24 protein-coding genes and 3 pseudogenes are annotated in these 25,751 nt (G+C 71.5%); 13 read left to right on the top strand and 14 right to left on the bottom strand.

Features of this window, described 5'->3' with window-relative positions; all coding sequences use genetic code 11:
* Nucleotides 1–31: 31 nt before the first annotated feature.
* A complete protein-coding gene (locus ACZ52C_RS33580) occupies nt 32–745 on the bottom strand; it encodes a GntR family transcriptional regulator (protein WP_469078320.1) in 714 nt (237 codons plus the stop codon).
* 122 nt (nt 746–867) lie between these two features.
* Here ACZ52C_RS33580 and ACZ52C_RS33585 point away from each other — a divergent pair, with 122 nt between their 5' ends.
* On the top strand, nt 868–1,767 hold the full coding sequence (locus ACZ52C_RS33585) for an aminoglycoside phosphotransferase family protein (RefSeq protein ID WP_469078321.1): 900 nt from the start codon (nt 868–870) through the stop codon (nt 1,765–1,767).
* 18 nt (nt 1,768–1,785) lie between these two features.
* Here ACZ52C_RS33585 and ACZ52C_RS33590 read toward each other — a convergent pair whose 3' ends face one another.
* Nucleotides 1,786–3,399 carry a TIGR03086 family metal-binding protein gene (locus ACZ52C_RS33590; RefSeq protein ID WP_469078322.1) on the bottom strand — a complete coding sequence of 538 codons (1,614 nt, stop codon included), beginning with the start codon at nt 3,397–3,399 and terminating at the stop codon, nt 1,786–1,788.
* A gap of 160 nt (nt 3,400–3,559) precedes the next feature.
* Between ACZ52C_RS33590 and ACZ52C_RS33595 the strand changes: the two genes are divergently transcribed.
* Together ACZ52C_RS33595 and ACZ52C_RS33600 are read left to right on the top strand one after the other, a co-directional pair.
* Nucleotides 3,560–4,915 (top strand): M1 family metallopeptidase, encoded by a 1,356-nt coding sequence (locus ACZ52C_RS33595; RefSeq protein ID WP_469078323.1) that lies wholly within the window; start codon nt 3,560–3,562, stop codon nt 4,913–4,915.
* 185 nt (nt 4,916–5,100) lie between these two features.
* A pseudogene (locus ACZ52C_RS33600) lies at nt 5,101–5,624 on the top strand (molybdopterin oxidoreductase family protein); the annotation flags it as partial.
* A gap of 4 nt (nt 5,625–5,628) precedes the next feature.
* On the opposite strand, the gene ACZ52C_RS33605 reads toward ACZ52C_RS33600, so the two are convergent.
* Complete coding sequence (locus ACZ52C_RS33605) at nt 5,629–6,255, bottom strand: TetR/AcrR family transcriptional regulator (RefSeq protein WP_469078324.1); 627 nt, start codon at nt 6,253–6,255, stop codon at nt 5,629–5,631.
* A gap of 142 nt (nt 6,256–6,397) precedes the next feature.
* Between ACZ52C_RS33605 and ACZ52C_RS33610 the strand changes: the two genes are divergently transcribed.
* The 3 genes from ACZ52C_RS33610 (at nt 6,398) to ACZ52C_RS33620 (ending at nt 8,855) form a co-directional block, all read left to right on the top strand.
* Nucleotides 6,398–7,348: an alpha/beta fold hydrolase gene (locus ACZ52C_RS33610; protein WP_469078325.1), complete on the top strand. Its 951-nt coding sequence runs from the start codon at nt 6,398–6,400 to the stop codon at nt 7,346–7,348.
* Nucleotides 7,349–7,739: 391 nt separating this feature from the next.
* Nucleotides 7,740–8,285, top strand: a complete 546-nt coding sequence (locus ACZ52C_RS33615) for a P-loop NTPase family protein (RefSeq protein ID WP_086805040.1) — start codon at nt 7,740–7,742, stop codon at nt 8,283–8,285.
* A gap of 42 nt (nt 8,286–8,327) precedes the next feature.
* Nucleotides 8,328–8,855, top strand: a complete 528-nt coding sequence (locus ACZ52C_RS33620) for an SMI1/KNR4 family protein (RefSeq protein WP_469078326.1) — start codon at nt 8,328–8,330, stop codon at nt 8,853–8,855.
* A 736-nt stretch (nt 8,856–9,591) separates the two neighbouring features.
* On the opposite strand, the gene ACZ52C_RS33625 is transcribed toward ACZ52C_RS33620, so the two are convergent.
* Nucleotides 9,592–10,458 carry an SDR family oxidoreductase gene (locus ACZ52C_RS33625; RefSeq protein ID WP_469078327.1) on the bottom strand — a complete coding sequence of 289 codons (867 nt, stop codon included), beginning with the start codon at nt 10,456–10,458 and terminating at the stop codon, nt 9,592–9,594.
* Nucleotides 10,459–10,574: 116 nt separating this feature from the next.
* On the opposite strand from ACZ52C_RS33625, the gene ACZ52C_RS33630 reads away from it, so the two are divergent.
* Nucleotides 10,575–11,525, top strand: coding sequence for a helix-turn-helix domain-containing protein (locus ACZ52C_RS33630; RefSeq protein ID WP_469078328.1), 951 nt, complete (start codon nt 10,575–10,577; stop codon nt 11,523–11,525).
* Nucleotides 11,526–11,547: 22 nt separating this feature from the next.
* On the opposite strand, the gene ACZ52C_RS33635 is transcribed toward ACZ52C_RS33630, so the two are convergent.
* Nucleotides 11,548–11,961, bottom strand: coding sequence for an aldehyde dehydrogenase family protein (locus ACZ52C_RS33635; RefSeq protein WP_469078329.1), 414 nt, complete (start codon nt 11,959–11,961; stop codon nt 11,548–11,550).
* Between the two features lie 438 nt (nt 11,962–12,399).
* Here ACZ52C_RS33635 and ACZ52C_RS33640 point away from each other — a divergent pair, with 438 nt between their 5' ends.
* Complete coding sequence (locus tag ACZ52C_RS33640) at nt 12,400–13,131, top strand: FadR/GntR family transcriptional regulator (protein ID WP_469078330.1); 732 nt, start codon at nt 12,400–12,402, stop codon at nt 13,129–13,131.
* 84 nt (nt 13,132–13,215) lie between these two features.
* Here ACZ52C_RS33640 and ACZ52C_RS33645 read toward each other — a convergent pair.
* The 5 genes and pseudogenes from ACZ52C_RS33645 to ACZ52C_RS33665 form a co-directional block, all read right to left on the bottom strand.
* Nucleotides 13,216–13,992: pseudogene (locus tag ACZ52C_RS33645) on the bottom strand (oxidoreductase); the annotation flags it as partial.
* Nucleotides 13,993–14,115: 123 nt separating this feature from the next.
* Nucleotides 14,116–15,321, bottom strand: coding sequence for a hypothetical protein (locus tag ACZ52C_RS33650; RefSeq protein WP_469078331.1), 1,206 nt, complete (start codon nt 15,319–15,321; stop codon nt 14,116–14,118).
* Nucleotides 15,322–15,557: 236 nt separating this feature from the next.
* The gene (locus ACZ52C_RS33655; protein ID WP_469078332.1) at nt 15,558–16,253 is read right to left on the bottom strand and encodes a type 1 glutamine amidotransferase domain-containing protein; all 696 of its coding nucleotides are present in this window, start codon (nt 16,251–16,253) and stop codon (nt 15,558–15,560) included.
* Nucleotides 16,254–16,647: 394 nt separating this feature from the next.
* Nucleotides 16,648–16,851: pseudogene (locus ACZ52C_RS33660) on the bottom strand (alpha/beta hydrolase); the annotation flags it as partial.
* Nucleotides 16,852–17,239: 388 nt separating this feature from the next.
* On the bottom strand, nt 17,240–17,758 hold the full coding sequence (locus tag ACZ52C_RS33665; protein WP_469078422.1) for an NUDIX domain-containing protein: 519 nt from the start codon (nt 17,756–17,758) through the stop codon (nt 17,240–17,242).
* A gap of 406 nt (nt 17,759–18,164) precedes the next feature.
* Here ACZ52C_RS33665 and ACZ52C_RS33670 point away from each other — a divergent pair, with 406 nt between their 5' ends.
* A complete protein-coding gene (locus ACZ52C_RS33670; RefSeq protein ID WP_469078333.1) occupies nt 18,165–18,947 on the top strand; it encodes a phosphotransferase enzyme family protein in 783 nt (260 codons plus the stop codon).
* 134 nt (nt 18,948–19,081) lie between these two features.
* Here ACZ52C_RS33670 and ACZ52C_RS33675 read toward each other — a convergent pair whose 3' ends face one another.
* From ACZ52C_RS33675 to ACZ52C_RS33685, 3 genes are all read right to left on the bottom strand, one after another.
* Nucleotides 19,082–19,786: a hypothetical protein gene (locus tag ACZ52C_RS33675; protein WP_469078334.1), complete on the bottom strand. Its 705-nt coding sequence runs from the start codon at nt 19,784–19,786 to the stop codon at nt 19,082–19,084.
* A 283-nt stretch (nt 19,787–20,069) separates the two neighbouring features.
* Nucleotides 20,070–20,462, bottom strand: a complete 393-nt coding sequence (locus tag ACZ52C_RS33680) for a VOC family protein (RefSeq protein WP_469078335.1) — start codon at nt 20,460–20,462, stop codon at nt 20,070–20,072.
* 301 nt (nt 20,463–20,763) lie between these two features.
* Nucleotides 20,764–21,426: an AMP-binding protein gene (locus tag ACZ52C_RS33685; protein WP_469078336.1), complete on the bottom strand. Its 663-nt coding sequence runs from the start codon at nt 21,424–21,426 to the stop codon at nt 20,764–20,766.
* Nucleotides 21,427–21,580: 154 nt separating this feature from the next.
* Here ACZ52C_RS33685 and ACZ52C_RS33690 point away from each other — a divergent pair, with 154 nt between their 5' ends.
* The 3 genes from ACZ52C_RS33690 (at nt 21,581) to ACZ52C_RS33700 (ending at nt 24,051) form a co-directional block, all read left to right on the top strand.
* Nucleotides 21,581–22,447: a helix-turn-helix transcriptional regulator gene (locus ACZ52C_RS33690; protein ID WP_469078337.1), complete on the top strand. Its 867-nt coding sequence runs from the start codon at nt 21,581–21,583 to the stop codon at nt 22,445–22,447.
* 112 nt (nt 22,448–22,559) lie between these two features.
* Nucleotides 22,560–23,177 (top strand): dihydrofolate reductase family protein, encoded by a 618-nt coding sequence (locus ACZ52C_RS33695; RefSeq protein ID WP_469078338.1) that lies wholly within the window; start codon nt 22,560–22,562, stop codon nt 23,175–23,177.
* A gap of 4 nt (nt 23,178–23,181) precedes the next feature.
* Nucleotides 23,182–24,051, top strand: a complete 870-nt coding sequence (locus ACZ52C_RS33700) for an alpha/beta fold hydrolase (RefSeq protein WP_469078339.1) — start codon at nt 23,182–23,184, stop codon at nt 24,049–24,051.
* Nucleotides 24,052–24,161: 110 nt separating this feature from the next.
* On the opposite strand, the gene ACZ52C_RS33705 is transcribed toward ACZ52C_RS33700, so the two are convergent.
* Nucleotides 24,162–25,373: an AMP-binding protein gene (locus tag ACZ52C_RS33705; protein ID WP_469078340.1), complete on the bottom strand. Its 1,212-nt coding sequence runs from the start codon at nt 25,371–25,373 to the stop codon at nt 24,162–24,164.
* Here ACZ52C_RS33705 and ACZ52C_RS33710 point away from each other — a divergent pair.
* Nucleotides 25,326–25,538 carry a hypothetical protein gene (locus tag ACZ52C_RS33710; protein WP_469078428.1) on the top strand — a complete coding sequence of 71 codons (213 nt, stop codon included), beginning with the start codon at nt 25,326–25,328 and terminating at the stop codon, nt 25,536–25,538. The two genes, ACZ52C_RS33705 and ACZ52C_RS33710, sit on opposite strands and share 48 nt — an antisense overlap.
* The last annotated feature ends 213 nt before the right edge of the window (nt 25,539–25,751 follow it).

The raw sequence follows: 25,751 nt of genomic DNA on the forward strand, positions 1-25,751 counted from the left end.
CACGCATCCCCTTTCCGGAGGCGACTGGTGCTCACACGGCCGGGACCGGCAGCTCCAGGAAGAACTCGGCGGTCCCCGGCCGGACGAGGGTCGTGACGACCTCGACGGTGCCGGCGTCCTCGGCACGCAACTCTCTGCGCCTCATCAGCGCCGGGGTCCCGGCCTCGCTGTGCAGCAGGGCGGCGTCGTGCTCGTCGAGGACCACCGGGTCGAGGTAGAGCCGGATCGTGTCGACGGGCACGCCCCTGCTCCGCAGGTACGGGAGGGTGACGAGGTCCTCCAGGTTCTGGTCCAGCAGGTCGGGGGCGGCCGCGAACAGCACGACGTGCCGCTCGATCGACTGCGGCTCCTCGCGCACGTTCACCTTGCGCCGGACCAGCTCCACCACGGCCGTGTCGGCGTCGGCGCCGGGGAGGGCCAGGACCGCGTCGACGGCCCTGACGATCCGCGCGGAGACGACCTCGTGCCGGCCCGGTACGCCCCTGGCGGCTGTCGCGGGGGTGACGAAGTTGAGCAGATTGATCTGCCGTGTCACGTCCGCGACGAACGTACCGTGACGCCGTCGACGGATCGCCAGCCCCGCCTCCGCCAGGTCGTTGAGGACACGCTGCGCCGTGGCACGGCTGACACCGTGTTCGACGGAGAGATCCTTCTCGGTCGGCAACCGGGAGCCGGGAGGCAGTTCCCCGGCCCGGATCCTCGCCTCGATCTCTCGTCTGATCCGTACGTACAGCGGCGCGCCCAACCGACCAGTCCGTTCTGTGCGTCCGCCGACCGGCGGTACCGTTCCCCCGACTCTTAGACCGTACAATCCATCAATTGACCGGTCAATTGGGAGAGTTGATGGATCTCGTACTGTGACTGCGCATGACCGACGGCGAGATCGAGATCACCGCGGACCTCGTCCGCGAGCTGGTGCGGGAGCAGCATCCGGACCTCGCGGGGCTGGCCGTCCGCGAGGTGGCCGGCGGCTGGGGCAACCAGATGTGGCGGCTCGGGGACGAGTTGGCCGTACGCATGCAGCGCATGGACCCCACCCCGGAGCACCAGCTCAAGGAGCGCCGATGGCTGCCCGTCCTGGCCCCGCGCCTGCCGCTCCCGGTGCCGACCCCGGTGCGCGCCGGTGAACCGTCCGCGCGCTTCCCCAAGCACTGGACCGTGATGACCTGGGTGCCGGGCGAGCCGTTGGACCACGGCTCGATCAGCCGCGGTGATCACGCGGCCGACACGCTGGCGGGCTTCCTCAGGGCACTCCACGTGGAGGCGCCCGCCGACGCGCCGCCCGGTTCGGACCGGGGCGGTCACCCCAAGGAGTGCGCGGACGGTTTCGAGAGGTTCTTCCGAGCCGTCGACCCCGGCGACCTCGCCGCCGACGTCCGGGCCGTCTGGGACGACGCCGTGGCCGCCCCCGAGTGGGAGGGCCCGCGGGTGTGGGTCCACGGTGACCTGCACCCCGCGAACGTGGTCGTCTCGGACGGGACGCTGACGGGCGTGGTCGACTTCGGCGACATGTTCGCCGGCGATCCGGCATGGGATCTCGCCGCCGCCTGGGTCCTCCTTCCCGCAGGCGCCGCGGCGCGCTTCTTCGACGCGTACGCGCGCGCGGACGAGGCCACCGTCCGCCGCGCCCGCGGGCTCGCCGCCATGAAGTGCCTGTTCCTGATGCTCATGGGCCAGAACGGCGACCGGGGCCTGCCCGGCGGCAAACCGGCCTGGGGGCCCGCGGGCCGGGCAGGACTCGAACGGGTCATCGCCGACCCGCGCTAGCGCCCCGAGAGCGTGCCGCTACGTGGTGATGCGGCGGCCGAGGAACGCGGCCACCCGGTCGAGCGCCGGGGCGTCCTCGGGTACGGGCCGCTCCGGGGCGATCGATCCACCGGCGGTGCGGGGCAGTTCGCCGTAGATCTCCCGGACCACCGGCAGGGCGGCGCGCGCGATGTCGGGGTGCGGATCGCGGTCGCGGCCGAGGGCGGTCGCGAGGTCCCAGCCGTGCACCAGCAGTTCGACGAGGAGCTGCTCGACCACGCGACGGCCGGGAGCCGGACCGAAGGAGCGCTCCAGCAGGCCCGGCTGCCGGAAGGCGGCACGGGCCGTGGCGGCGGCGGCCTCGAAGGCGGCACGGGCCGTGGCGGCGGCGGCCTCGAAGGCGGCCACGTGGTCGTCGCCGAGGTGGTCGTCGGCGTGGCCGACGGTGGGGGGCGTGCCCTGGGCCAGGCCGCCCCAGATGATGTTCTCCCACACCAGATGGTCGAGCAGGTCCCGTACGGTCCACTCCTCGCAGGGGGTCGGCAGGCCGAACCGGTCCGGCGTGGCCGCGCGCACAAGGGCGCGCACGGTGTCCTGGACGCGAGTGAAGGCGTCCAGGACACCGCCCGGCCAGGGGTCGGTGCCGTCCGCGTAGAGCGCTTCGAGCGCGGCGGCGCGCGCACCCGGCGCGGGGTTGGCGCGCAACGCGGTGACCATCCACCGCCCTTCCGCCGCGATCCCGGCAGGCGCGGGCCGGCCGCCGAGGACGCACAGCAGCTGCCAGAAACGCTCGACGGCGGGTTCGGCCGCGGCGGTGAGCTGCTCACGCAGCATCGCACGTGCCCCGGTGCCGTCCGCGCGCACGGCGGGGTCGGTGTTCGCGCGGCTGGGCAGCCAGGCGGCGACGACATCGGCGACGGCCCGGTCGGCGGCGGGGGAGTCCGCCGCGACACCGGCCCGCATCGCCTCGCGGACGCGTGCGGTCCAGACGTCGGTGAGCGCGCGCATCTCCTGTGCGGCGGAGGCGTCCTGAGCAGCCGGCCCCTGGCGGGCGCCGTACTCCGCGAGGCGCCGCACGGCGGGCCGCAGGTCCCCGTCGGCGACCAGCTCGCCCAGCTCCAGCCAGGCCTCGACCTGCTCGTCGGTGGGATCGTCCGGCAGGTCGGAGCCGGCCGCGAGAAGCCCCTCGCGGAAGTGGGGCACCTCCAGATCGCCCAGGGTGTCGGTGAGGAAGTCGTGGACCAGCTCGCGACGTTCGTCGGGAGACAGGTGGGCGGTGCGGGTCATCAGAGCGAGCCCCTCGTGGGTGGTACGGCGGGTGACGGTGCGCAGGACGGCCTGGTGGGTCCGCAGACGGCGGATCCGCGCCTCCAGCGCCTCGACGTGCGCGGCGGCCACCTCCGTGAGCCCGTCCTCGCGGTCCAGGGCGGCCCGGATGTCCCCGAGCCCCATACCCAGGTCCCGCAGTGTGCGGGCCAGGTGCAGCCTGGCCACGCCGGCGGCGTCATAGCGGCGGTAACCGCCGGACGTCCTGCCGACCGGCGTCACGATCCCCACGTCCGACCAGTGCCGAACCACCTTCACCGGCAGCCCGACCTGACGCGCCACGGCCCCGATGCTCCACGCGGCCGACGCCACGTCGTCCCTGTGCATGGGCCCCACTCTCGACTCTCCCCCGGTGGGAGAGTCAAGCAGCCCTGCGGCACGCCACCGGGGTTCCGTATCAAGTGGGCGCCGTCCAGGCCGAGTTGTGGCAGGATGCGATGGCATGTCGCCGTCGATCACATGGTCGCCCGAGTCCGGTCGTCGTCCGATGAGAGTGCTGCTCGTCCTGCTGGTTCAACTCCTCGTGATCGGTCCCGCGGCGTGGGACGCCGGCGCGGCGGGCGGGTCGGGGGCCAAGGATGTCGCGACGCCCGATCTCGCCCGCTACGACGTGTCCCTGCGCTCCGACGGCGACGGCGGTCACTGGACGGGACGGCAACTGGTGTCGTTCCGCAACGCCTCGCGCCAGCCGCTGCACGAGGTGTACCTGCGCCTGTGGGGCAACGGCGAGGACGGGTGCGGCACGCCCGGCACGCCTCCGCCCGTCACCGTGTCGCACGTCGACGGCGGCACGCCGGACCGGCTCACCGTGGGGTGCACGGCCCTGCGCGTCGCCCTGACCGCGCCGCTCGGGTACGGACAGCGGACCTCCCTCTCCTTCGATGTCTCCCTCACCGTGCCCGACCGCAACGCCCGCTTCGGCCGCGAGGGCGCCCACCGCTTCCTCGGCAACGCCCTCCCGGTGCTCGCCGTGCACGACGCACAGGGCTGGCATCTCGACCCGTACGTGTCACTCGGCGAGAGCTTCCACGCGCTCGCGAGCGACTTCCGGGTCCGTCTCGACCACCCGACGGCCCTGAAGGTGCCCGCGACCGGTCGCACCCGCGCCCTCCCCGGCGGCAGCGGCCGTACGGTCACGCTGAGCGTCGCGCACCGGGTGCGGGACTTCGCGTGGGCGGCGGGCCCGTTCCGTACGGCGACGGAGACCACGCCCGGCGGCGTGCGCGTGAAGTCGTACTGGGCGAGCGGCACACCCGCCGAGGGGGTGCGCCTCAACCGCGCGGACGCCGTCGCCGCGATCGACCGCTTCGGCGCGGAGTTCGGCCGCTACCCGTACGGCGAGATCGACCTCGTGATGACCGGCGGGTTCGGCGGCGGCATGGAGTATCCGGGCCTGGTCCTGGTCGGCACCACCGAGGAGGGCGGCGCCGTCGTCCACGAACTGGCGCACCAGTGGTGGTACGGCATCGTCGGCAACGACGAGTACGCCGCACCGTGGCTGGACGAGAGCTTCGCCCAGTACGCCAACGCCCGCTTCTACGGGTGGGAGACCCGCGACTGCTGGTCGGACGTCCAGTGGCCGAGCGACAGTGCCGCGCTCACCAACTCGATGGCCTACTGGTCGGAGCACCGCGACGAGTACCACCTCGTCTACATGGCGGGCTCCTGCGCCCTGGCCGACCTCGAACGCGCCCTCGGCGCCGACACCATGGCCCGGTTCCTCAAGGGGTACGTCCGGGACCACTGGTACGGCGTCTCCACCACGACCGCCTTCAAGAAGGCCGCACAGGCGGCCACGGACGAGGATCTCGGCCCGTTCTGGGAGGCCCACCGCATCTGGTGAGTGCGGCGAGTCGCCGTGCCGGGTGGCGGCACGCGGGCCAGGGGGTTCGGGAGGCGTGCCGTGTGATGTCCGGCGTCCGGGAGCGGTCCGTTCGGTGGGACCGGACCGCCTCGCGCGGCGACTGCGCCCCGGCCGCCGCGCAGGCAGGCCGATCTGATCATCGTGATCCGGGCGGCCGTTCCGAACTGCCAGGCCCGGCATCTCGGCCTACGAAGGTGCTCGACACCGCGGGCACACTCGACGGGGCCCGGGCACTGCTGGTCATCGGCTCCAACCCGGGCGTGTCCGCGCCGCACGCCGACCACGTGGAGCGGCGGCTGCGGGAGCTGGGCCTGCTGGTGGTGGTGGACGTCGTACGGTCCGAGACGGCCGAACTCGCCCATGTCGTGCTGCGGTCGGCCCAGTGGCGGAGGAGACCGGCACCCTGACCAACCCGGAGGGCAGGATGATCCTGCGCCGCAAGGCCGTCGAGCCGCCTGCCCGGGTCCGCACCGATCTGGAGATCCTTTCCGCCCTCGCGGCCCGGCTGGGCCGTACCGAGGGCTTCCCGGCCGACCCCCGCCTCGTCTTCGACGAACTGCGGGCCGCGTCGGCCGGCGGCCGGGCCGACTACGCGGGGATCAGCTGCGAACGGATCAGCGCGGAGAACGGGGTGTTCTGGCCGTGCCCGACGGAGGAACACCTCGGGGCGCCCCGGCTGTTCCTGGAGTAAGTCACCGGGGCGTAGGCGAGGTCTGGCCGCGATTGAAGATCCTGTCGAGGTGGTACTGGAGCGCCGCGGTGGCAGACTCCGGCGTGCGCTGTCCGACGAGGATGCTGGTGCCCATGGTTGCCGTCATGGCAAGCAGGCTGATCGCCTCCGTGCGAGCGTCGGCTCCGGTATCGGCCCGGCCCGTCTCCTGTGCCTGTTGGATCAGTTGGGTCAGGGCATTCTCGGCGGCGTCAGGCTTGTCGATGAACGGCTGGGCGGCGAGGGCCTCGTCGGTCACGGACAGGATCGAGTAGGAGCTGTAGAGGAGGTGGAAGATTCGGCTCTCCTCGTCGGTCGGCAGCGAGGCCAGCAGCAGAGCCTCGATGGTCGCGCGGGGGCCCGGGTCTCGGCCGGCAGCGGCGAGGCGGGCGCCGACACGTGCGTTGAAGCGGTCGGTCAGGTGTTGGAGACCGTGGAAAAGCAGCTTCTCCTTGGTCTGGAAGTAGTACTGCACCAGGCGCAGTGAGACGCCCGCCTCGGCGGCGACGTCGCGCATGCCGACGGCGTGCAGGCCCTGCCGCCCTGCGACCTGGATGAGTGCTTCAGCGATCTGGGCGCGGCGTTCGTCGTGGTCCACGCGCTTGGGCATCCGTGGTGTCTCCGGCCGTCGTTGGGTTGTGGGATCCCTGTTCGCCGTCCAGTCCGGCTCAAGGGCTTCCTTTCATGGTACCGCTGTACCATCAATGTGGTACGGTCGTATCATAAAGAGCGGGATCTCACGGAGGTACCCCATGCCCGAGAACACGCCCCGAACGCGCCGCGACATAGGCCGCTACGTCAACGACCAGCTGCGCGACCGCTACTTCGCCGCCTGCGACGTGCTCTACGCGAAGGGCGCACCCATCCGCTCAGAGACCGACGTGGAGACGAGCTTCGGAACGACGCACGTCTACCGGTACGGCCCCGCGGACCCGGTGGCCGAGTCCCGCACGCCGGTCGTCCTGATCCACGGCTCGGGCGGCTGCTCCGCGATGTGGTATCCCAACACGGCCGCGCTCAGCGCCGATCGCCCGGTCTACGCCCTTGACACCCCCGGCGACCCGGGCCGCAGCATCCATCGCGAGCCGATGTGGCAGCCCGAGCGGGCCGCCCAGTGGATGGACGAGGCCCTTGGCGCCCTCGGCCTCGACAAGGTCCACCTCGTCGGCTCCTCCTACGGCGGCTGGCTCGTCATCAACCAGGTCCACCGCCGACCGGAACGGCTCGTCTCGGTCACCGCTCTCGACCCGGGTGGGCTGGAGAGGGTGGGGCTGCGCTTCTTCGTCTGGATCTTCGCCAGCCTCTTCGCCACCTTCGCTCCTAAGCGGCTGCGCCCGGCTCTGGCCAAGTGGCTGGAGCAGCCGGTCATATCCGATCCGGATCTGCGCGCCTGGATCCAGGCCGGCGTGAAGGCCTTCCGGATACGCCGTCCCGCTCCACTGCCGCTGTCCGACGCCGAGCTGGGCTCCATCCGGAAGCCGTTCTACCTGATCATGGGTAAGCGCAGCTTGCTGGTGCACCCGAAGCGTCAGCTCGAACGCGTTCCCCGGGTGATTCCCGGTGCCCGCGCCGAGATCGTCGCCGCGACCGGACACGGGCCGCAGATCGACCACCCCGACCTCGTCAATGCCCGGATGATGAGTTTCATGGAGGACGTCGACTCCCTCCACCCGGTGACGCCCCGGGACGTCACCGACGCGTAGCCGGTGAGACCTCCGGAACCACTCGCGGGGCGTCAAAGGGGGACAGCGAAAACCTGGACTTCTCGACAGTCGCTCGCCCCAGACAGAGGGCAGATGGGTTCTCAGGGTCAGCTCATCACGCACCGCCAGGCCGGCCGTAGGGCCGAGTACGACTATCGGCTGCGAATAGAATCCGCAGGACCTCTCGCCCACCTCGCAGTCGGGGCTGGATCGGTCGGCCGGATCAGTCGGGGGCACCCGTCCGGGAGCGGCGGGTTCCACGTCAGGAGACGGGACCACCGGCGGGGCGTGCCAGTCACCGTTCCGGCGTACGGGGCGGGCGGGACGCGTGAGCCGTCGGGGGACCTCGGCACCGGGAAACGCCCCCACGCGATCGCCGTCTGTCGGTAGCGTGATCGTCGTGAGGGTGGGCACCGAAGAGACCCGGCTGGTCGTACTGCGCGGCAACAGCGCCTCGGGGAAGTCGTCCGTCGCGGCGGGCCTGCGGGAGCGGTTCGGCCGGGGCCTCGCCCTGGTCGGCCAGGACAACCTCCGCCGCACGGTGCTCCGCGAACACGACCGTCCCGGTGCGGCGAACATCGGCCTGATCGACCTAACGGCCCGCTACGCCCTCGACGCGGGTTTCCATGTCGTCGTCGAAGGCATCCTGTACGCCGACCGTTACGGCGACATGCTCGCCCGGCTCCGCGCCGACCACCGCGGCCCGACCCACAGCTACTACCTGGACGTTCCCTTCGACGAGACCCTCGTCCGCCACGCCACCAAGCCGATCGCCGACGTCGTCGACGAGACCCGTCTGCGGGAGTGGTACCGACCCCGCGATCTGCTGCCCGGCGGGATCGAGACCGTCATCGGCGCCGACACCACCCTGGCGGAGACCGTGGACCGCGTCATGACCGACACCGGCCTGGCCCGCCTGCCCGCGACGGACCGCTGACCGGGCCTGATCGCGACTCCACCCTGTCGCTAATCTGTGCGAGTGACACCTGTTGATGAGCGGCGGTTCCCCGCCGCGCTCGCCGCCGCCCTGGCCGTTCCGTTCGTCTACGACGGCGGCGACGGGATCGACTTCGAGCCGTTCGAGACGTTCCTGTCCGCCGAGGAGACCACCGACTGGTTCCGGGCGTGGACGGGGAACGGCGCACTCGACGGCGACGCCTTCCGCGTCTTCGGCCAGGACGGCACGGGCGGATACGCGGCGTTCTGGCTGATCCGGCCCGGCCGTCCCCTGACCGACCAACCCGTCGTCTTCCTCGGCTCCGAGGGGGAGACCGGCGTCGTCGCGCGTGACCTGGGCGACTTCCTGTGGCTGCTGGCCGAGGGGTACGGCCCCTGGGAGGCGGCCACCACGTACGAACCTGACCGGGTCCCACGTCCCGATCCTGAACTGGCGGCCGTCGCCGAACGGTTCGCACCGGACCGACGCACGACGGCGGCGGCCGTGATCGAGCTGGCCGGTCAGGAGTTCCCCGACTTCGAGGACACGGTCATGGCACTCTGCCGCTGACCCCGCTGACCCCGCTGACGCCGCTGACGCCGCTGACGCCGCTGACGCCGCTGACGCCGCTGACGCCGCTGACGCCGCTGACCCCGCTGACCCCGCTGACCCCGCTGACCCCGCTGACCCCGCCGCCGATCCCGCGTGTGACGGCGGCGGCACGACCGTGCGGACGGGGCAGCCGGCCATGTCGAAGCAGGCCCAGGCCTCGATGAAGCGGCCAGCCGCTAGGTCGTCCCGGTGCTGGGTGTGGCTGACCAGGGCGGCGTCGAGATCGGGCAGCTGTGCGGGCTTCAGCGTCCAGCCGGCAAGGCGGATCAGCGCGGTGGGGCCACCGAGCACCATCACGGTGGGCGCGGCGGGGCGGTCACGGTGAGGTGAGCACGTGCAGGAAAGCACGCGAGGCAACGTCCGCGATCCCGCCTGCCCGAGCAGGCAGCTCTTCGACCTGGTCACCGCCAGGTGGGCGCCCCCCGACGGTGCAGTACGCCCTGCCCGACCTGGCCCGGGGCGCCACCACCGCACTGCGGCACGTGCAGGACTGGGCCGAGCAACGATGGCCCGGCATTCGCCCGCCCGTACAGGCGGCGCCGGACCGTCGGCGGGTGGATCACCTCTCAGAACAGGCCGTTGCCGTGCGGCAGTTCGGTCGGAGCGGGGGCGATGACGTCCCAGTGCTCGACGATCCTGCCGAAATGGCGACCAGGCATGTTCAAAAAGCGACATGGGGATTCTCGCTGGTTCGTCAGCTCGCAGCGACGCGGACGACGTCGGCGAGGGGTGTGGCGGGACGGCCGGTGAGGCGTGGCACGGCGTCGCTCACGCCGTCGAGTTCACCGGAGGCGATGGCCGTGTAGGTGGACACCCAGGCGTCCAGCTGCCAGGCCGGGGCGTCGTAGGAGGCCCGGGAGGCGTAGGCCTCCTCGACCGTCTCCCGGCGGTAGGTGACGGCGCGCCCGAGCCGCTCGGACAGGATGACGGCCGCGTCGTCCAGTGACAGCGACTCGGGTCCGGTCAGGTCGTACGTCACGCCGGCATGGTCGTCCGGCCGGGACAGCACCGCTGCGGCCGCCTCGGCGATGTCGTCCTGGGCGACGAACGCGGCCCGCCCGCTGCCGGCCGGACCGCGGATGGCACCGTCCTCGCCGACGAGGTCGGGGACGAACTCCGCGTAGAGGTTGTCCCGGAGGAAGGTGTGTGCCATCCCGCTCGCGCGGATGTGCTGCTCGGTGTGGAAGTGGTCGCGCGCCAGGGTGAACGTGGCGTCGGGTGCGGCACCGTAGAAGGAGACGTACACCAGGTGCCGTACACCCGCCTCCGCCGCGGCGTCGACGAACGCCTTGTGCTGGGCGAGCCGGTCGGCGCTCTCGGAGGCGGAGACCATGAACAGGGTGCGGGTCCCCGCGAGGGCCTCCCGCACGGCGTCCCGGTCGGCGTAGTCGCCGCGCACGGCGCGTGCCCCGGTCAGCCGAGGGGCCCGTTCCGGGCTGCGGGCCAGCAGTTTCTGTGGGATGCCTCGCTCGGCGAGACGCCGGGCGACGCGCCCGCCGAGTCGGCCGGTGGAGCCGGTGACGACGATCGTGGGGGCCGATGCGGACGTTGCTTCGGACATGCGCGCGTCTCTTTCTTCGGTGACGACGATGGCTCAGCCGCCGAGGCGCCGGCTCCCGCAGCGGCACGACCACCGTACGAAGAGCGGGGGGAGGAAGCCGGATAAACTTCCGACTGATGATGGCCAAAAAGCGACACGACTCCCCGCATGACATCCCGGAGATCCCGTTCGCCGCGCCCGCGGGCACGCCCGCCGGTGTCGAGGTCATGTCGCTGGCCGAGTTACGGCGGCGCGTCCCCGAGCACGCCCTCGGGCGGCCTCAGCGCCCCGACTTCCACCATCTCCTCACGCTCGGCGCGGGTGTCCTCCGCCATGTCGTCGACTTCGACGACCACACCCTACGGCCGGGCTCCTGGCTCTGGGTGCGTCCGGGGCAGGTGCACCAGTGGGGCGATCTGGCCGGCGCCGAGGGCACCCTGATCCTCTTCCAGCAGGACGTGCTGGACCCGGTCACGGCGACGGCCGCCCGGGTCGACGATCCGCACGCGCCGGTCGTCACCACTCCGGTCGCCGCCGACGCCGCGGCGGTGACCATGGCCGCCGACCATCTGCGCCACGAGTTCCGGTCACTGGGGCGCCTCCCTCTCGACCTGCACATCGCGGCACTGCGCCACCTCCTCGCCGTCCTCCTGCTGAGGCTGGCCCATCTCACCGTCCCGGTCGGCGGCCCCGCTCCGGAGCCCGACGAGACCTACCTGCGCTTCCGTGACGCCCTCGAACGGCACTTCACCGCCACCCGACGGGTGGAGGACTACGCCCACATGCTGGGCTACTCGGGGCGCACCCTCGCGCGGGCGACACTGGCGGGCGCGGGGCTCAGCGCGAAGGAGTTCATCGACCGCCGGGTCGTGCTGGAGGCGAAGCGTCTGCTGGCGCACAGCGACGAGAGCGCGGCCCAGATCTCCGACCACCTGGGCTTCGTCACACCCTCCCAGTTCAGCAAGTTCTTCATACAGCGCGCGGGCCGTAGCCCGATCGACTTCCGCAACGGGGTACGGGGGCGCGCCGAGGCCGCCGAGGCCGCCGAGGCCGCCGACACGCCGGCGGCCCTCGGTCAGAAGGGGTAGTGGGCCTGCTGGCCGGCGATGGTCACCCAGCGGGTATTGGAGGACGCCTCGATGCCCGGCTGAGGACTGCGCCGCGCGGCGCGGCGATCGCGGCCGCGGCCTTCCGCAGGATGTTCGACGGGAGCGCCACGTTGCAGTACGCCCACGGCCGGGTGCCGCCCGCCTCACGGGTCATGATCTCGGCCACCTGCTCGGCGCGTCCGTCCAGGAGGTCGGCGGCCTTGAGGAGGATCGTGCGACGGGCTAACGGCGCGAGCGCGGCCCAGTCGGCGAACGCCGCGTCGGCGGCGTCCCCGGCGCGGGTCACGTCCTCGGGGCCCGCCGCGGCGACGGTCGCGTAGACCTCGCCGGTGTAGGGGTTGATGTCCTCGGCGGTGCGTCCGCAGAGGGCGGGGACGTCCTTGCCACCGATGTGGAGTTCACGGGTGAGAGACATGAAGGGCTTCTTTCGGTACGGGGCTGGTCGTGGCGGGGCCACGGGGAGTGCGGGGATCAGACGGGCATACGGACGATCGGCTTGATGACGTCGCCGGCGTACGGCGCCTCCAGCGCCTGCTCGATCTGGTCGAAGGTGAACCAGGAGACGAGGCGCCTGATGAACGCGGGCTGAGCGGGGGTTGAGCGCGGGTCGAGCGATAGTCGACCACTTCCTCCGGCCCGCTCATGCGGTCCGGGCCGGGGCGACCTCGTCGATCCCCCTCACGCATCCCCGTATCATCAACGTCACGCTCGGCATGCGCGACGGGGGACCAGGCCAGGCGGTACGCCACACCGGACAGCCGACGGGTCCCGGTCGTCTCCGGGCCGTTCCGTCCGCCCGGGGTCTCGGCGGGCCGGACATGCCGGAAACAGACACGGACGAAGAGGGGGCACGGTGTCCCTCACGGACAAGGCCATCGAGCGGATTCGTGAGCTGATCCGGACCGGCGAACTGCCGCCCGGTTCGAAGCTGCCTCCGGAACCCGATCTGGCGGCTCAGCTGGGGCTCTCCCGCAACCTGGCGCGCGAGGCGGTCAAGGCGCTGGCCGTCGCGCGTGTGCTGGAGGTCAAGCGGGGCGACGGCACGTACGTCACCAGCCTCCAGGCGAGCGTCCTGCTGGAGGGCCTCGGCGGTGCGGTGGAACTCCTCCAGGCCGACGTGGGCGCGCTGTTGGACCTGATGGAGGTACGGCGGCTGCTCGAACCGGCCGCCACCGGGCTGGCCGCGGTCCGGATCACCGACGAGCAGCTGGCCGAGGTCAGACACCACCTCGACGCGATGCGGGAGGCCCGCGACGACGTCGAACTCCTCAACATGCACGACGTGGCCTTCCACCGCGCGGTCGTCGCGGCCACCGGCAACGAGTCCCTGCTGGCGCTGCTCGAAGGCGTCTCCGGTCACACGCTGCGCGCCCGGATCTGGCGCGGCCAGGTCGACGCCCAGGTCGCGGCCAGGACAGTCATGGAACACGAGGCGATCTACGAGGCGCTCGCCGCCCGCGACGCCCCCCTCAGCCAGGCGGCCGCACTGCTGCACGTCAGCAGCACGGAAGGATGGTTGCGGGAACACCTGGAGTCCGACGGCTTCGACGGCGCTCCCTCCGGCGCCTCCGCGAACTCCGCCTGACAGCAACCCCGTCCGGTTCCGCCACTCCGACACCGCCCCGTCAGCCGCACCACCCGGGCAGACGCTCGCCGGAACCCGGAACACTCAGCGGACGATGCCGTCCAACTCGGTCAAGTCCTGGTGCGAGAGGGCGAGTCCCGCGCCGGCGATGTTCTCGCGCAGGTGCGCTGTCGACGACGTGCCGGGGATGAGCAGGATGTTCGGTGATCGCCGCAGCAGCCAGGCCAGTGCGACGGACATCCGTGTCGCCTTCAGCCGAGCGGCGACCGCCGAGAGCGCCGAGGACTGGAGCGGGGGGAAGCCCCCGAGAGGGAAGAAGGGCACGTACGCGACGCCCTCGGCGGCGAGCCGGTCGATGAGCTTGTCGTCGTGGCGGTGGGCGAGGTTGTACATGTTCTGCACGCACACGATGGGCGCGATGCCCTGCGCCTCGGCGACCTGCTCCTCGGTGGCGTTGCTGACCCCCAGGTGGCGGATCAGACCCTGCTGCTGGAGTTCGACGAGCGTCTCGAATGCCTCCGTGAGCGAGCCGGGGCGGGGACTTTCGGCGTCGCCGAGCCGGAGGTTGACCAGGTCGAGCACGTCGAGCCGGAGGGACGTGAGGTTGTCGTGGATCTGGCGGCGCAGGTCTTCGGGGCGCCGGGCCGTGGGCCAGCCGTCCTGTGCGTTGCGGGTCGCGCCCACCTTGGTCACGATGTGCAGCGACGCGGGATAGGGGTGCAGCGCCTCGCGGATCAACTCGTTGGTGACGCGCGGCCCGTAGGCGTCGCTGGTGTCGATGTGGGTGACGCCGAGGTCGACCGCTTCCCGCAGAACGGTCAGCGCGCCCTGGTGATCGGTGGGCGGCCCCATGGACTCAGGCAGTGGGCGCAGACACACATGGCCGAGGTCCTGGAGAACCGCGAGAAATACGAGTCCCGCACCTCCTGACGTCTCACATGAACGTCGGCTCGGAGCGGGGCGGGATGACGATCCGGGCGAGCCCTAGTCCTGCCAGTAGAACAGCAGGGTGTCGACGCTGACGGGTGCACGCTCGCCGAAGTAGTAGACACACAGGCCGGGGACGCGTATCGCGCTGGTGGTCTCGTCGATCCAGCGGAAGCCCGCCGATTCGAGGGCCTGACGGGCGGTCGGGTCGGGTTCGGCACTTGTGACGAACCGCCCGAGGGTGCTGATGAACAGTTCGTTCTCGCCGAACTCCATGACGTGGTACGTCCCGTCGCCCTGCCGGTGGTGCTCGCCGCAGGAGACGGCAGGCATCGGCGCGAGGCCCGCTGCGGTCAGCGCGGCCGTCGCGCGCCCGAGTTGCTCGTCCTGGTCCGGACGGGCGGGTGGTTCGCTGCACAGGGCTTCGACGCGCCATCGCGGATCGCTCTGTCGTTCGCAGCCGCTCGCGTACTCGTGCAGGATCGCGCCGCGGAGTTCGTCGTCCAGACCGGCCACCTCGACCCGCGGACGCCCCAGGGTGTCGTAGACGCGTCGGGTCTCGGCAACGTCACCGGTGAGGCGACGCAGCGCGTATGCGGCCCAGAGTTTCGCCTCGACCGTCGGAGCCTCGTCGAGGTAGCCGCGGATGTGTCGCGGATCCGACAGGAACGACTGCGCCAGGTAGGCGACTTCACGATCAGGGTCCGCCAGCGCGTCGGTCACGTCCGCCGCGGCGCGATGCCGCATCCGGACCTGGAAAGCCCGGTCCTCGGGCCGCTCGTCGCCGAGGTCGGCCAGGACCGCCTCGACCCCGTACCGGGAGACCAGCGCGTCCAGTCCGGCCTCGCCGACGCCCTGCCAATGCGCCCACGGGGAGGCCGCGAGCGTCGCCAACTCGCGTGCGGCCGAGCGATCGCCGAGCATGCCGCGTGCCTTGAGGAACGCCTCGGGCATCCCGTACGACCGCTCGTGTCGCCGGTCCTCGTGCTTCAGCCACGGCAGCAGCTCAGCCCGGCCCGCGAGAAGGTCGAGAAGCGCGATGCGAACCTCGGCCACATCGTCCGGATCACGAACACGTGGGATCAGGTGGGCGACATGCCGTTCCGGTACGCGCTCCGCCAGCGCCTGCGCGCAGGGCACGCGACGCCACCAGGGGTACGCGGGGTCGGCCACGTAGCGGGCGAGTGCGTCGGCGTCGAGCCCCCTCAGGCCGGCGATGTCGGCCTGCCCCGCGTCCGGCACCAATATCTCGATGTTCCGCATACGCGGATGCTATGCCCGAGCACGTGCGGGTGCCGAAGTCGTCAGCGACCACCGCTCCGGCGACCGGAGATGAGCGAACCCGGAGGCAACGCCCCCGGTGCTCGACCAGTTGCTCGCCCGGTCCGAGCCTCCGACCGAAACCGGCGCGGGACGGCGCCACGCCGCGCCGGGCCGCACCACGGCTTGGCTTCGGCGCCGTCGTCCGGCAGCGAAACGCGTCGTCCCCGGGACCGATCTCAGGCGAGTTGGCGGACCACCGCCTCCGCGACGGCCTTGGCGCTGCCGGGGTTCTGGCCCGTGATGAGACGGCCGTCCTCGACGACGTGGACGTCGAACGGCTTCTCCGCGATGCTGTACGACGCGCCGAGTTCCTTGAGCCGGTCCTCCAGGCTGTACGGGACGGCCTGCGCCCGCTGGGCGAGTTCCTCCTCGCGCCACGAGAAGCCGGTGACGTTCCGGCCCTTCACCAGCGGCTCGCCGCTGCTCAACGTGACGTCGAGCAGACCGCACGGGCCGTGGCACACGGCCGAGACGATCCGGCCGGACTCGTAGAAGCGGGCGATGAGCGTCTCCAGCGCCTCACTCTGGTGGAAGTCGAACATCACGCCGTGGCCGCCGGTGAGGTAGATGGCGTCGTAGTCGTCGACCTGGACCTCGGTCACGGCCACGGTGTCCTTGAGCTTGTCCATGAACGAGCGGTCGGCGTACCGCTTGTCGGTCCCGAGGTCGCCGAGGACCGCGGGGGAGAGGCTTTCCGGGTCGAGCGGCACGGGTCCGCCGTCGATGCCGGCGATGGTGACCTCGAACCCGGCCTGTTCGGCGACGTCGTAGAAATGCGTCAGCTCGCCCAGCCAGAGGCCGGTGCGGTATCCGACCGTCTCGTACTCGCCGACGCTGGTGACGATGACAAGGATGCGGTTCGTGCGGGGCATGGGATTCCTTCTGTTGCGGATCGACGTCGAGGGCGAGGCTCCTGGGACAACCCTGGAGTGGTCTTCCAGGCACCTCCCGGTACTTCGGAAGTGAATCGGGACGCGTCGTGTAGTAGGGGAGTACTACCGTCACTCCTCCCCGAGGCCGAGGACCTCCGGTCTCTCGGCGATTCTCCCCCACCGCGCGACGTGGTCGTCGTGGCGACCTCTCGCACGCCGTACGCGTCGCCGTCGAGGACAGCGGCCCGCCCCGCGTCCCGCGCCGACACCCCCGCGACGACGGGGGACAGGGCCTGCTCGGCATGCGCGAACGCGCCTCGCTCTGCCAGGCGACCGTGACCGCCGGCCCGTAGCGCAGGCCCTCGGCACGGAGGAGGTCGTGCTGCGGCGTGATGACGAGGGCCGGGGCGATACCGGTCAGGTCGGCCGTGTCGGAGGGGTGGGCCGGGGAGACCAGACGATCGCTGCGCAAGGCCGGGTTCGGCACGTAGGAGGGGTCGAAGATGCCCGCCATCCACGGCCTCGGCAGCGGCTTGGCGATGACCGTGCGCTTGTCGCGGGCATCGGTGACGAGGTCCAGTGGGGGATAGTTCAGGATCGCAGAGCGATGGAGGCACCTCGCTTCTCCAGCACCTGACGGGCCACCGCCGCCGAGAGGGCCCCGCCGGCACTCCGGCTGCCCGTGGTGAGAGGCAGCCGTCCCAGGCTAGTGATCCGGTACGGGAGGACCACGGCACCGAGGAAGCGGGAAGGGCCGGGCCGACCGGTACTGGAGCGGGGGGCCGCTTCCTCCGAAAGGAGAGGTGCGCGAGAGGTGCGCGCTGCCTCGCCGCGCCCCGGCCGTGGGGGATGCCGGTACGCCGGACGCGGCGGCGGGGGGCGGGCGCACACCGCAGTGGCCAGGACCGCCCCGGCGGCGGTGGGGCCACTCGTGAGCGCGATGCGCTCTCCGCAGCCCTCGGTCAAAGACGAGCGAGAGCCCTCGGTCAAAGACAAGCGAGATAGCGACCGAAAATCTCCTGGCTGTCGGGAGTGAACGTCCACTGCCGCAGAGCCCGCCGCAGTTCGGACTCGGTCAGCCATCCGTACCAGGCCACCTCACCCGGATCGGGGGCGACGACATCCGAAAGCACGGCATCGCACACCCCGAGCCAGTGGGGGCTGAGCCCGCCCCGGTTGAGGAACTTGAACCGCAGGCGCACTGTTGCCGACGACCCAAGCTCCTCGCTGAGCTCGCGGGCAGCTGCCTCCTCATAGGACTCGCCGACTCCCACGGCGCCCCCGACCCCGAGTTCGTGATGCCCCGGGAGACGGGAAAGCTGCTCGGCACGCCGATGGACGAGAAAGCGGTCTTGTCCATCACGGCACACCACCGAAGCAACTCGATGAAGCCAGCGCTCCCCAACGGCCTCCCAGCGACCGACCACCCCCACAACACGGTCCTGAGCGTCAACGCGTTCCACGAGTTCATCGGCGCCGGGTGGGCGTCCGTTCGGCGCAGACATCTTCCACCCCTCGACCACGTCGGCCTCGGGCAGCGACGCCTCCACCCAGCCCTGCCGTGCCAAGAGGCTCAGCAGCTCCGGGTTGTCCGGCACCGCGACTCCCCAGTACTCGTCGGGTTCGATCCCGTCCGGGTCGCCGGCCATAGCGTCCGCGACCTCGGTGACGAGCCGGTCCGTCAGTATCGACAGATGGTCTGCGGCCGTGTCGTTCTCGAAGTTGCCGGCGCCCCAGTCGCCCACGGGGCCTCCTCTGCTCGTCGGGTCGGTGCGCGAGAGTTGTATCAGCGCGTACTGACAGCCGGGCCGCACACAGAGGTGCGGCGGCTTGTTCTTTGACCTCCGTCCCTACTCCAGGTCTCGCCCTTAATGGGGTGAGCATGACGAGTTGATCCGACACACTGGTTCGATGCGCCACGATGATGAACAGCCTCTGTCCGGTGGCAACGTCAGTGATGGTGTCATTCGCGTCGGGGACACCGTTCGCCGTCCGGCCGGACCATGGACTCCCGCTGTGCATGCCCTGCTTGCCCACCTGCACGAGGTGGGGTTCGGCGCGGCGCCTCGTCCCCTCGGCATCGACGATCAGGGGCGTGAGGTCCTGACCTTCGTGCCGGGAGACGTGGTCTGGCCGGAGCGGTTCTCGCTGATGGAATCCGCTCGTCAACTGGCTCGCGTGGCACGGCTGATCCGCGACTTCCACGACGCCGTGCAGGACTTCACGCCGCCCTCCGATGCGCGGTGGCAGACGCTGATCCCCGCTGAGGGCAGTGACATCATCGCCCATAACGACCTGGCCCCCTGGAACCTCGTGGTCGCAGACGAGGCGCGGTGGGCCTTCATCGACTGGGACACCGCAGGTCCCGGCTCGCGCCTGTGGGATGTCGCATACGCCATCCACGGGTTCATCCCGCTGTCCGCGCATCCGGACTGGCAGAGCCCGGACGCGGCGGGCCGACTGCGAGTCTTCGCCGACGCCTACGGTCTGGCTGAGGCCGAACGCCGTCGGCTGGTCCCTCTACTGGGGCGCCGTACGCGTTCCATGCACGACTTCCTGCGCGACCAGGCAGCCCAAGGAGCCCAGCCCTGGGCAAGGCTGTGGGCTGAAGGCCACGGCGACGCATGGCGAAACGACGCCGAATACATCGAGCAACGCGAAGAGGAGTGGATGCAGGCCCTGCTCGCCGGCTGAGGCGTCAGGGCCCATGCCTGGCTCCTGGCATCGAACGACATCTCGAACTGGATCACTCGCACTCTGTGTGCGGTCCGGTCCCGGGGCCGCGGTCTGTGGCCTCCCGCCAACGCCCTGATGCGCGCTCTCTCCGATCACGCTTCCTTCAGCTTCTCGACGGCAGTCCCGGCCAGGTTGCGTGCCACGCCTTGCAGTTGATCCGCGGTATCCGCCCCGGCGGCACCGGCCACGTAGTACTTGACTGTGATCGTCACGTTCCCCTCGCGCACGTACACTTCGGCACCGCCGGAGTTGTACGTCTCTATGGCCTCGTCACCGATGCTCGGCACCTTCTCGAAGCTCACGAAGTGGTCGCGCAGGAACGTGGCGCGGTCATCGATCCAGTCCTCCGCGGCCTCGGTACCGGACTGCCGGGTGGTGGCCTCCTCCCGGCGGTACTCGATGTCGATCGTCACGACATCCGGGTCGTAGCGAGCCCATCTCGCGGTCGAACTGGTCGTATAGCCATGGGAGGCGGGCAGGTACCCGCGCTCTTCCTCCAACTCGAGGACCTTGGAGAGCTGAGCGATGTCGGAACCCTTGGTGTCCATGGCTTCGCTTGCCGGAGGCACGACGTCGTAGGCGTCGTCCCTCCCTTGCCACCAAGGCATCCCCTGGCTCCATGCGGCCGCCCCGCCTCCGGCGAGCACGACGAGAAGGGTCGTGAGCCCGATGAGGCGCAACCACCGGCGCCGCCGTTTCGGAGTGGGGTGTTGTGGAGCTTCGGCATCGTTCGACGCCCGCGTCATCGGATGCCGCGTCGGGTCGGTCTCCCCCTGCCCGGTGCCGCTGTCTTCCACGCATTCCCCTTCGCCCTGAACATGTGCTTCGGCTCGCTCCCGGATCGGCCTCCGCGCGCCTCATCTCGGCGTCGGCGGGGCCGCAGTGTGGCGCCGGACAAGCGCACTACTGGGCGGGAGAAGCGGTCAGCTTCGCACAAGTCTTCGCGCTTGACCAGAAGTTGACGTATCGTCAGATCGCGGGTCGCATGTGTCTCCCGGACGTCACCGACTCGGGATTCCGCCAGGGACAGGGGCGCACCGCACGACGGGTCGTTGTCAGCGGTGCCGCGTGGCTCCCGTGTCAGGTGCTCGAGTCGGTGCATACGAACAGGCAGAAGGGGTGGCCCGCCGGGTCGAGCAGGACGCGTACGTCGTCCTGGGGCTGGAAGTCCGCCATGGCCGCTCCCAGGGACAGGGCACGGGCGGCGGCTGATGACAGGTCGTCCACCTCGATGTCCAGATGCAGCATCATCTGCTGGGCGGACCCGGTGGAAGGCCACTGCGGGCGCCTGAAGAGCGGCTCTGTCTGGAAGGACAGCCCGGCGCCCCCGTCCGGCGGAGCGATCTCGATCCAGTCCGCTTCGTCCTTCCGCCTCGGCCACCCGAGCAGCCCCTGGTAGAACCGTGCGAGTTCGTCGGCGTCCGGTGCGTCGAGGGTGGTCGCGGACAATGTGAAACGCGGCTGATGCTTCATACGGTGCTGTTGCCCGGTTTCGGCGCACGAATCCTCGCGGCGGGCTGCGCGGGGAACCGCCGAGGTCAGGCCGGGGTGAGTCGGTTCCCCGGAATCGGTCGTGGTGTCCGGCGTCGTGTCGACGGCACGGTGCTTCGTCTCGCCCAGAGCGATGACACAATCCAGGCTGAGCAGCCCGAGCGCGGCGCCCGCCCCTCTCCGCCCCGGCGCCCCACCCCGGCGCGGTGCTCCGCCGCTCGCGTTCGGCGCGGAAGGCCGGGCGGGGTCTCCTCGATCACCGTACGCACTCACGAGGGCGCCGTCAGGTGTGGTTCACGGCCGGTTGCCCCCGGGCGTGAGGACGTGGGAGGAGGGTCCGCGGCGGCCGCGGGCGAACTCGCGGCTGATGACCATGCGCGCTCGTCACCGGCGCGGCCGGCCGGCAGCCCCGCGAAGCACAGGCCGTACTCGTCCGCCGGGGGCGCCGACGACCACGGTCAGCCAGGGCGGATCGGCCGGCATGTCCCCGCCGGTGCGAGCTTGGCGCGCTGATCCGCGTCGACCACGACGACCTTCGCCCGGCCGACGACGAGGCGGAGCCGAATCGCGCGCGGGGCGAACGCGGTGACCAGCGGCAGGTGCACCGCGCCCCGAGCCAGCTGCCCAGCAGCGCCACGACCAGGTCGGCGGACTTGCCCGTCAGCGTGGCGACCGTGTCCCCGGGCCCGACGCCCAGACCGGCGAGCGCGGCGGCGAAACGGGCCGACTCGCGGCGCAGCCGCCCGTAGGGGAGGTCCTCGGCGGACAGGTCCGCGTCCACGACCGTGAAGGCCACCGCGTTCTCGGGATGGCGGTCGCACAGCAGTTCCGCGGCGCAGGCGTCCGGTGAACCGAAGAGCGCGAGCAATTCCGGTGTCCGACGTCCCGGCGCGGCCGGATCGGGGGAGTTCGCCCGCGCCTCGGCGGAATGACCGTGGGAAGCCACGACGATCCCCTTCCTTGCTCGTGGATCGCGTGGATCCCGTGGATCCCGTGGACAGACCTTTTGCCGGGGCGTTACCGGGTCTTATGCTGCGCGCTGCTGACACATGCTGCGCGTCACGCACGGCGCCGACCACCCCCGGAAAGGGGCAGTGGCAATGCACTCCGGTACGGACACCTCCCTGCGGCCCGACGACGGGGACGCCTTCCGACAGGCCCTCCGGTCGCTCCACCAGCGCTCGCGCATCCCGGTCGTCTTCGGTGGCCAGGTACGCGAGCAGGTGCTGAACCTGTCGCAGTTCGTCGGTGCCCGCACGGCCGCGCTGCGCGGCCTCGACATCCGTACCGAGACCGGACTCGGCGGCCGTGTGCTGGCCACCGCGCGGCCTGCCGCCGTGGCCGACTACGGGGCGGACCGGTCGATCACGCACGACTACGACGAGCCGGTGCACGCGGAAGGCATCCGTTCCGTCGTCGCCGTTCCCGTCGTCGTGGCCGGAGCGGTGCGCGGCGTGCTGTACGGCGCCAGCCGGGGCGCCACGCCGCTCGGGGACCGGGCGACGGACGTCGTCGTGCACGCCTCGCGACGGCTGGCCGGTGAGGTCGCCGTACGGGACGAGGTCGACCGGCGCCTGCGGCTGCTGCGGGTCGCGCAGAGCGAGCCCGCGGGGGACCGGTTCATGGTCGAGGAGGTCCGCGAACTCCACGCGGAGCTGCGGCTGATCGCACAGTCCGTCGACGACGACGGCCTTCGCGCCCGGCTGGGCGCCGCGTCCCGCCGACTGGCCGCCCTCGGCACGGCACCGGAGCCCGAGCCGGTGCCACCCGTGTCGCCGCTGGCGCCCCGGGAACTCGACGTGCTCGCCCAGATCGCCCTGGGCTGCACCAACGCCGAGGCGGGGCGTCGCCTGGGCCTCCAGACCGAGACCGTCAAGGCGTACCTGCGCAGCGCGATGCGCAAGCTCGACGCCCGCACCCGCCTCGCCGCAGTGGTCACCGCCCGACGACGGGGTCTGCTGCCGTAGGGGGCGAGGGTCGGCCGAGTCACGGTCGCCCCAGGTGGCCGTCGGGGCTCGTCCCCGGGCGTCGGGTCACACGTCAGCGATGAGTTCGGGCGGCGGGCCGGGTCTACCCTGTATGACTCGCATCATCGCTGACATCTCGGTCTCTCTCGACGGCTACGTCACCGGGCCCGACCCCGGGCCGGACAACGGCCTCGGCACCGGCGGCGAGGCCCTGCACACCTGGGCTTTCTCCGACGACCCCGACGACCGCCGCCTCCTGCGCGAGGCGACCGCCCGCTCGGGCGCCGTCGTCCTCGGCCGCCACCTCTTCGACGTGGTCGACGGGCCGAAGGGCTGGGACGACACCGTCGGCTACGGCGCGGGCGAGGTCGGCAGGCCCGCGTTCGTCGTCGTGACCAGCACGCCACCGGTGTCGGTCCGGACGGCCGGCCTCGACTGGACGTTCGTCACCACCGGTCTGCCCGACGCGGTCACCGCCGCGCGCGAGCGGGCCGAGGCGGCGTCGTCGGACCGAGGCCAGGACCTCGACGTCGTGCTCATGGGCGGCGGCGCCACGGTCGGCTCGGCGCTGGAGGCCGGGCTGGTCGACGCGCTGAGCCTGCATCTCGCGCCCGTCGTGCTGGGCGCCGGGACACCCCTGTTCACCGGCGGGGCGCCACGCACGCTGGTGCGGCGGAGCGTGATCGCGACATCGACGGCCACGCACCTGACCTACGACGTCGAGCGGTGATCCGATGACCACCCTCCACATCCGTGAGACCGCCCTCGGAATCGAGTCGTTCGGTGACGACGACGCACCGCTCGTCCTGCTCGTCGGCGGGACGACGATGCTCTCCTGGCCCGACGCGCTGTGCGAGGGCCTCGCCGCCGGCGGCCGCCGCGTGGTGCGCTACGACCTGCGCGACAGCGGGGAGTCGACGACGAGTGATCCGGAGGCGCCCGCCTACACCCTGCGCGACCTGGCCGCCGACGCGGCGGCCCTCGTCGACGCGCTCGGCGGTGGCCCCGCGCACCTGGCGGGGATCGGCGTCGGCGGGATGGTCGCCCAGGTGGCCGTCCTCGACCATCCCGGCGCGTTCTCGGCGCTCACCCTGGTCGGCACGCGCGCGGTCGCCCCAGGCCCGCCCGACGACGATCTCCCCGACCACGACCGGGCGACGATGAGCCGGCTGTTCACCCGGCCGCTGCCCGACTGGGCCGACCGCGAGGCGGTCGCGGAGTTCACCGCCGGCGGCGCGGAGATCCTCGGCGACGATCCCGTCACCGCGCGGGAGACCGCCGCGCGCGTCTGGGACCGCACGCCCGGCACCGCACCCCCGATCCAGATGGCCAACCAGATGGGCATGGTGTTCTCCCGCCTCGACTGCGCACCTCGCTGGCGCGAGCGGCTGCCCGGGATCACGGTCCCCACGCTCGTCGTCCACGGCCGCCGTGACCGGTTCTTCCCCGTCGGCAACGGCGAGGCGATCGCCCGTGAGATCCCCGGCGCACGGCTGCTCGTCCTCGAGGAGGCCGCCACCGCGATCCCCGCCGCGGCGATCGACGAGGTGACCGCCGCGATGCTCTCCCTCGCCCAGCGGCCGACGGCGCCGGGACCTCGATGAACAGGACGCCCCCACCGGCAGGATCACGATCCCCGGTGTGAGTTCAGGAGAGGCGCTCTCGTACGGAGTGACCACGCGGCCCCGCCCAGACCGATGTCGTACCGGCGGTTTCATTCCTGCGCGTGCCCGAGCAGATGGGCCCTGACCTCGTTCTTGAGGACCTTGCCCACCTTGGAGCGGGGCAGGTCGGGCCATACCTCGACCTGCTTGGGGGCCTTGACGCCCCCGATCCGGGACTTGACGAAGTCACGGATGCCCGAGGCGGTGACACGGGTGGTGCTCACCCCGGGGTGGAGCTGGACGACGGCGGTCACCCGCTCACCCCACTTGTCGTCGGGCATGCCGACGACCGCGCAGTCCTGGACGGCGGGGTGCTCCATCAGCGCCTGTTCGACCTCCGCGGAATAGACGTTGAACCCGCCGCTGATGATCATGTCCTTGGCGCGGTCCACGATGAACAGGTAGTTGTCGGCGTCGAGATAGCCGATGTCCCCGGTGTGGTGCCAGCCGTGCCGGAACGCCTCCTCGGTGGCCGAGGGGTTCTTGTGGTACCCCGCCATCACCAGGGAGCCGCGCACCACGATCTCACCGCGCTCGCCGGGCGGCAGCAGTCGTCCGTCGCCGTCCATGACGGCCACCGTCACCAGGGGAGACGGCCGCCCGGCGGAGGCGAACCGCTCGACGGCGAGCGAACCGTCGGCGTGGAAGTGGTCCTCCGGCGCCATGGTCGAGATCATCATGGGCGCCTCGGACTGGCCGAAGAGCTGGCCCATCACCGGGCCGATCCGCTCGATGGCCTCCCTCAGCCGGGCCGTCGACATGGGTGCGGCGCCGTACCACAGGCAGCGCAGGGAGGTCAGGTCCGTGGAGGGCAGATCGGCGTGCCCGAGGAGCATGTAGATGAGCGTGGGCGGCAGGAACGTGTGCGTGACCCGGTGTCGCTCGACCAGCGCGAGAAACTCGGTGAGGTCCGGTCTCGGCATGATGACGATCTCGCCGCCCAGCGTCATCACGGGGAAGCACAGCACCCCGGCGGCGTGCGTCAGCGGCGCGAGCGCCAGATAGACCGGCCGGTCGCCGGACGGTCCGAACGGGTAACTCATCAGCGTCAGCGCCGACATGGTCTCGATGTTCCGGCCGGTCAGCATCACGCCCTTGGGCCGGCCCGTGGTGCCGCCCGTGCCGATCACCTGGTCAAGGCTGCCTGACGAGGCACGCCGGACCGACGGGAGAAGCGCTGGTCCGAGAAGGGCACCCTCGTCCTCGGCCTCGCCATGACGGGGCTGGGCGCCGCCGGGCTGCTCGTCACCGCGGCCGCTCAAGTGCCCCTGGCGGCCATGGTGCTCTCGTTGTTCGTCATGGTCAGCGGTGTGGCGGCGACCACCCCGCAGTCCACCTCGCTCGCCGCCCCGCTCGTGGGTCTCGGCGGCCCGGGCGCCGCGTTCCGCTCGGTCTGGGCACAGTCGTCTCCGCCGCACTCGCGGTGATCGTCTACGCGTCTCGGTCCGCCGTCACGGCAGCGCTCCCGAGCGCACCGTCGCCGTCGGCAGGACGCTCGACGCTGACGGCGGACTCCTGGTCGACCGACGACAGCCTCTCTACCGGTCGTCGGCCGGTTCATGGGGCCGCGGCGCTCGCCCTCGGTGAGCGCCGCCGGCTTCTTTCGCGATGTGGTCCTTGCGGGTCCATGCGGGTCCTTG

This window comes from Streptomyces sp. NPDC034049 (assembly GCF_055575575.1).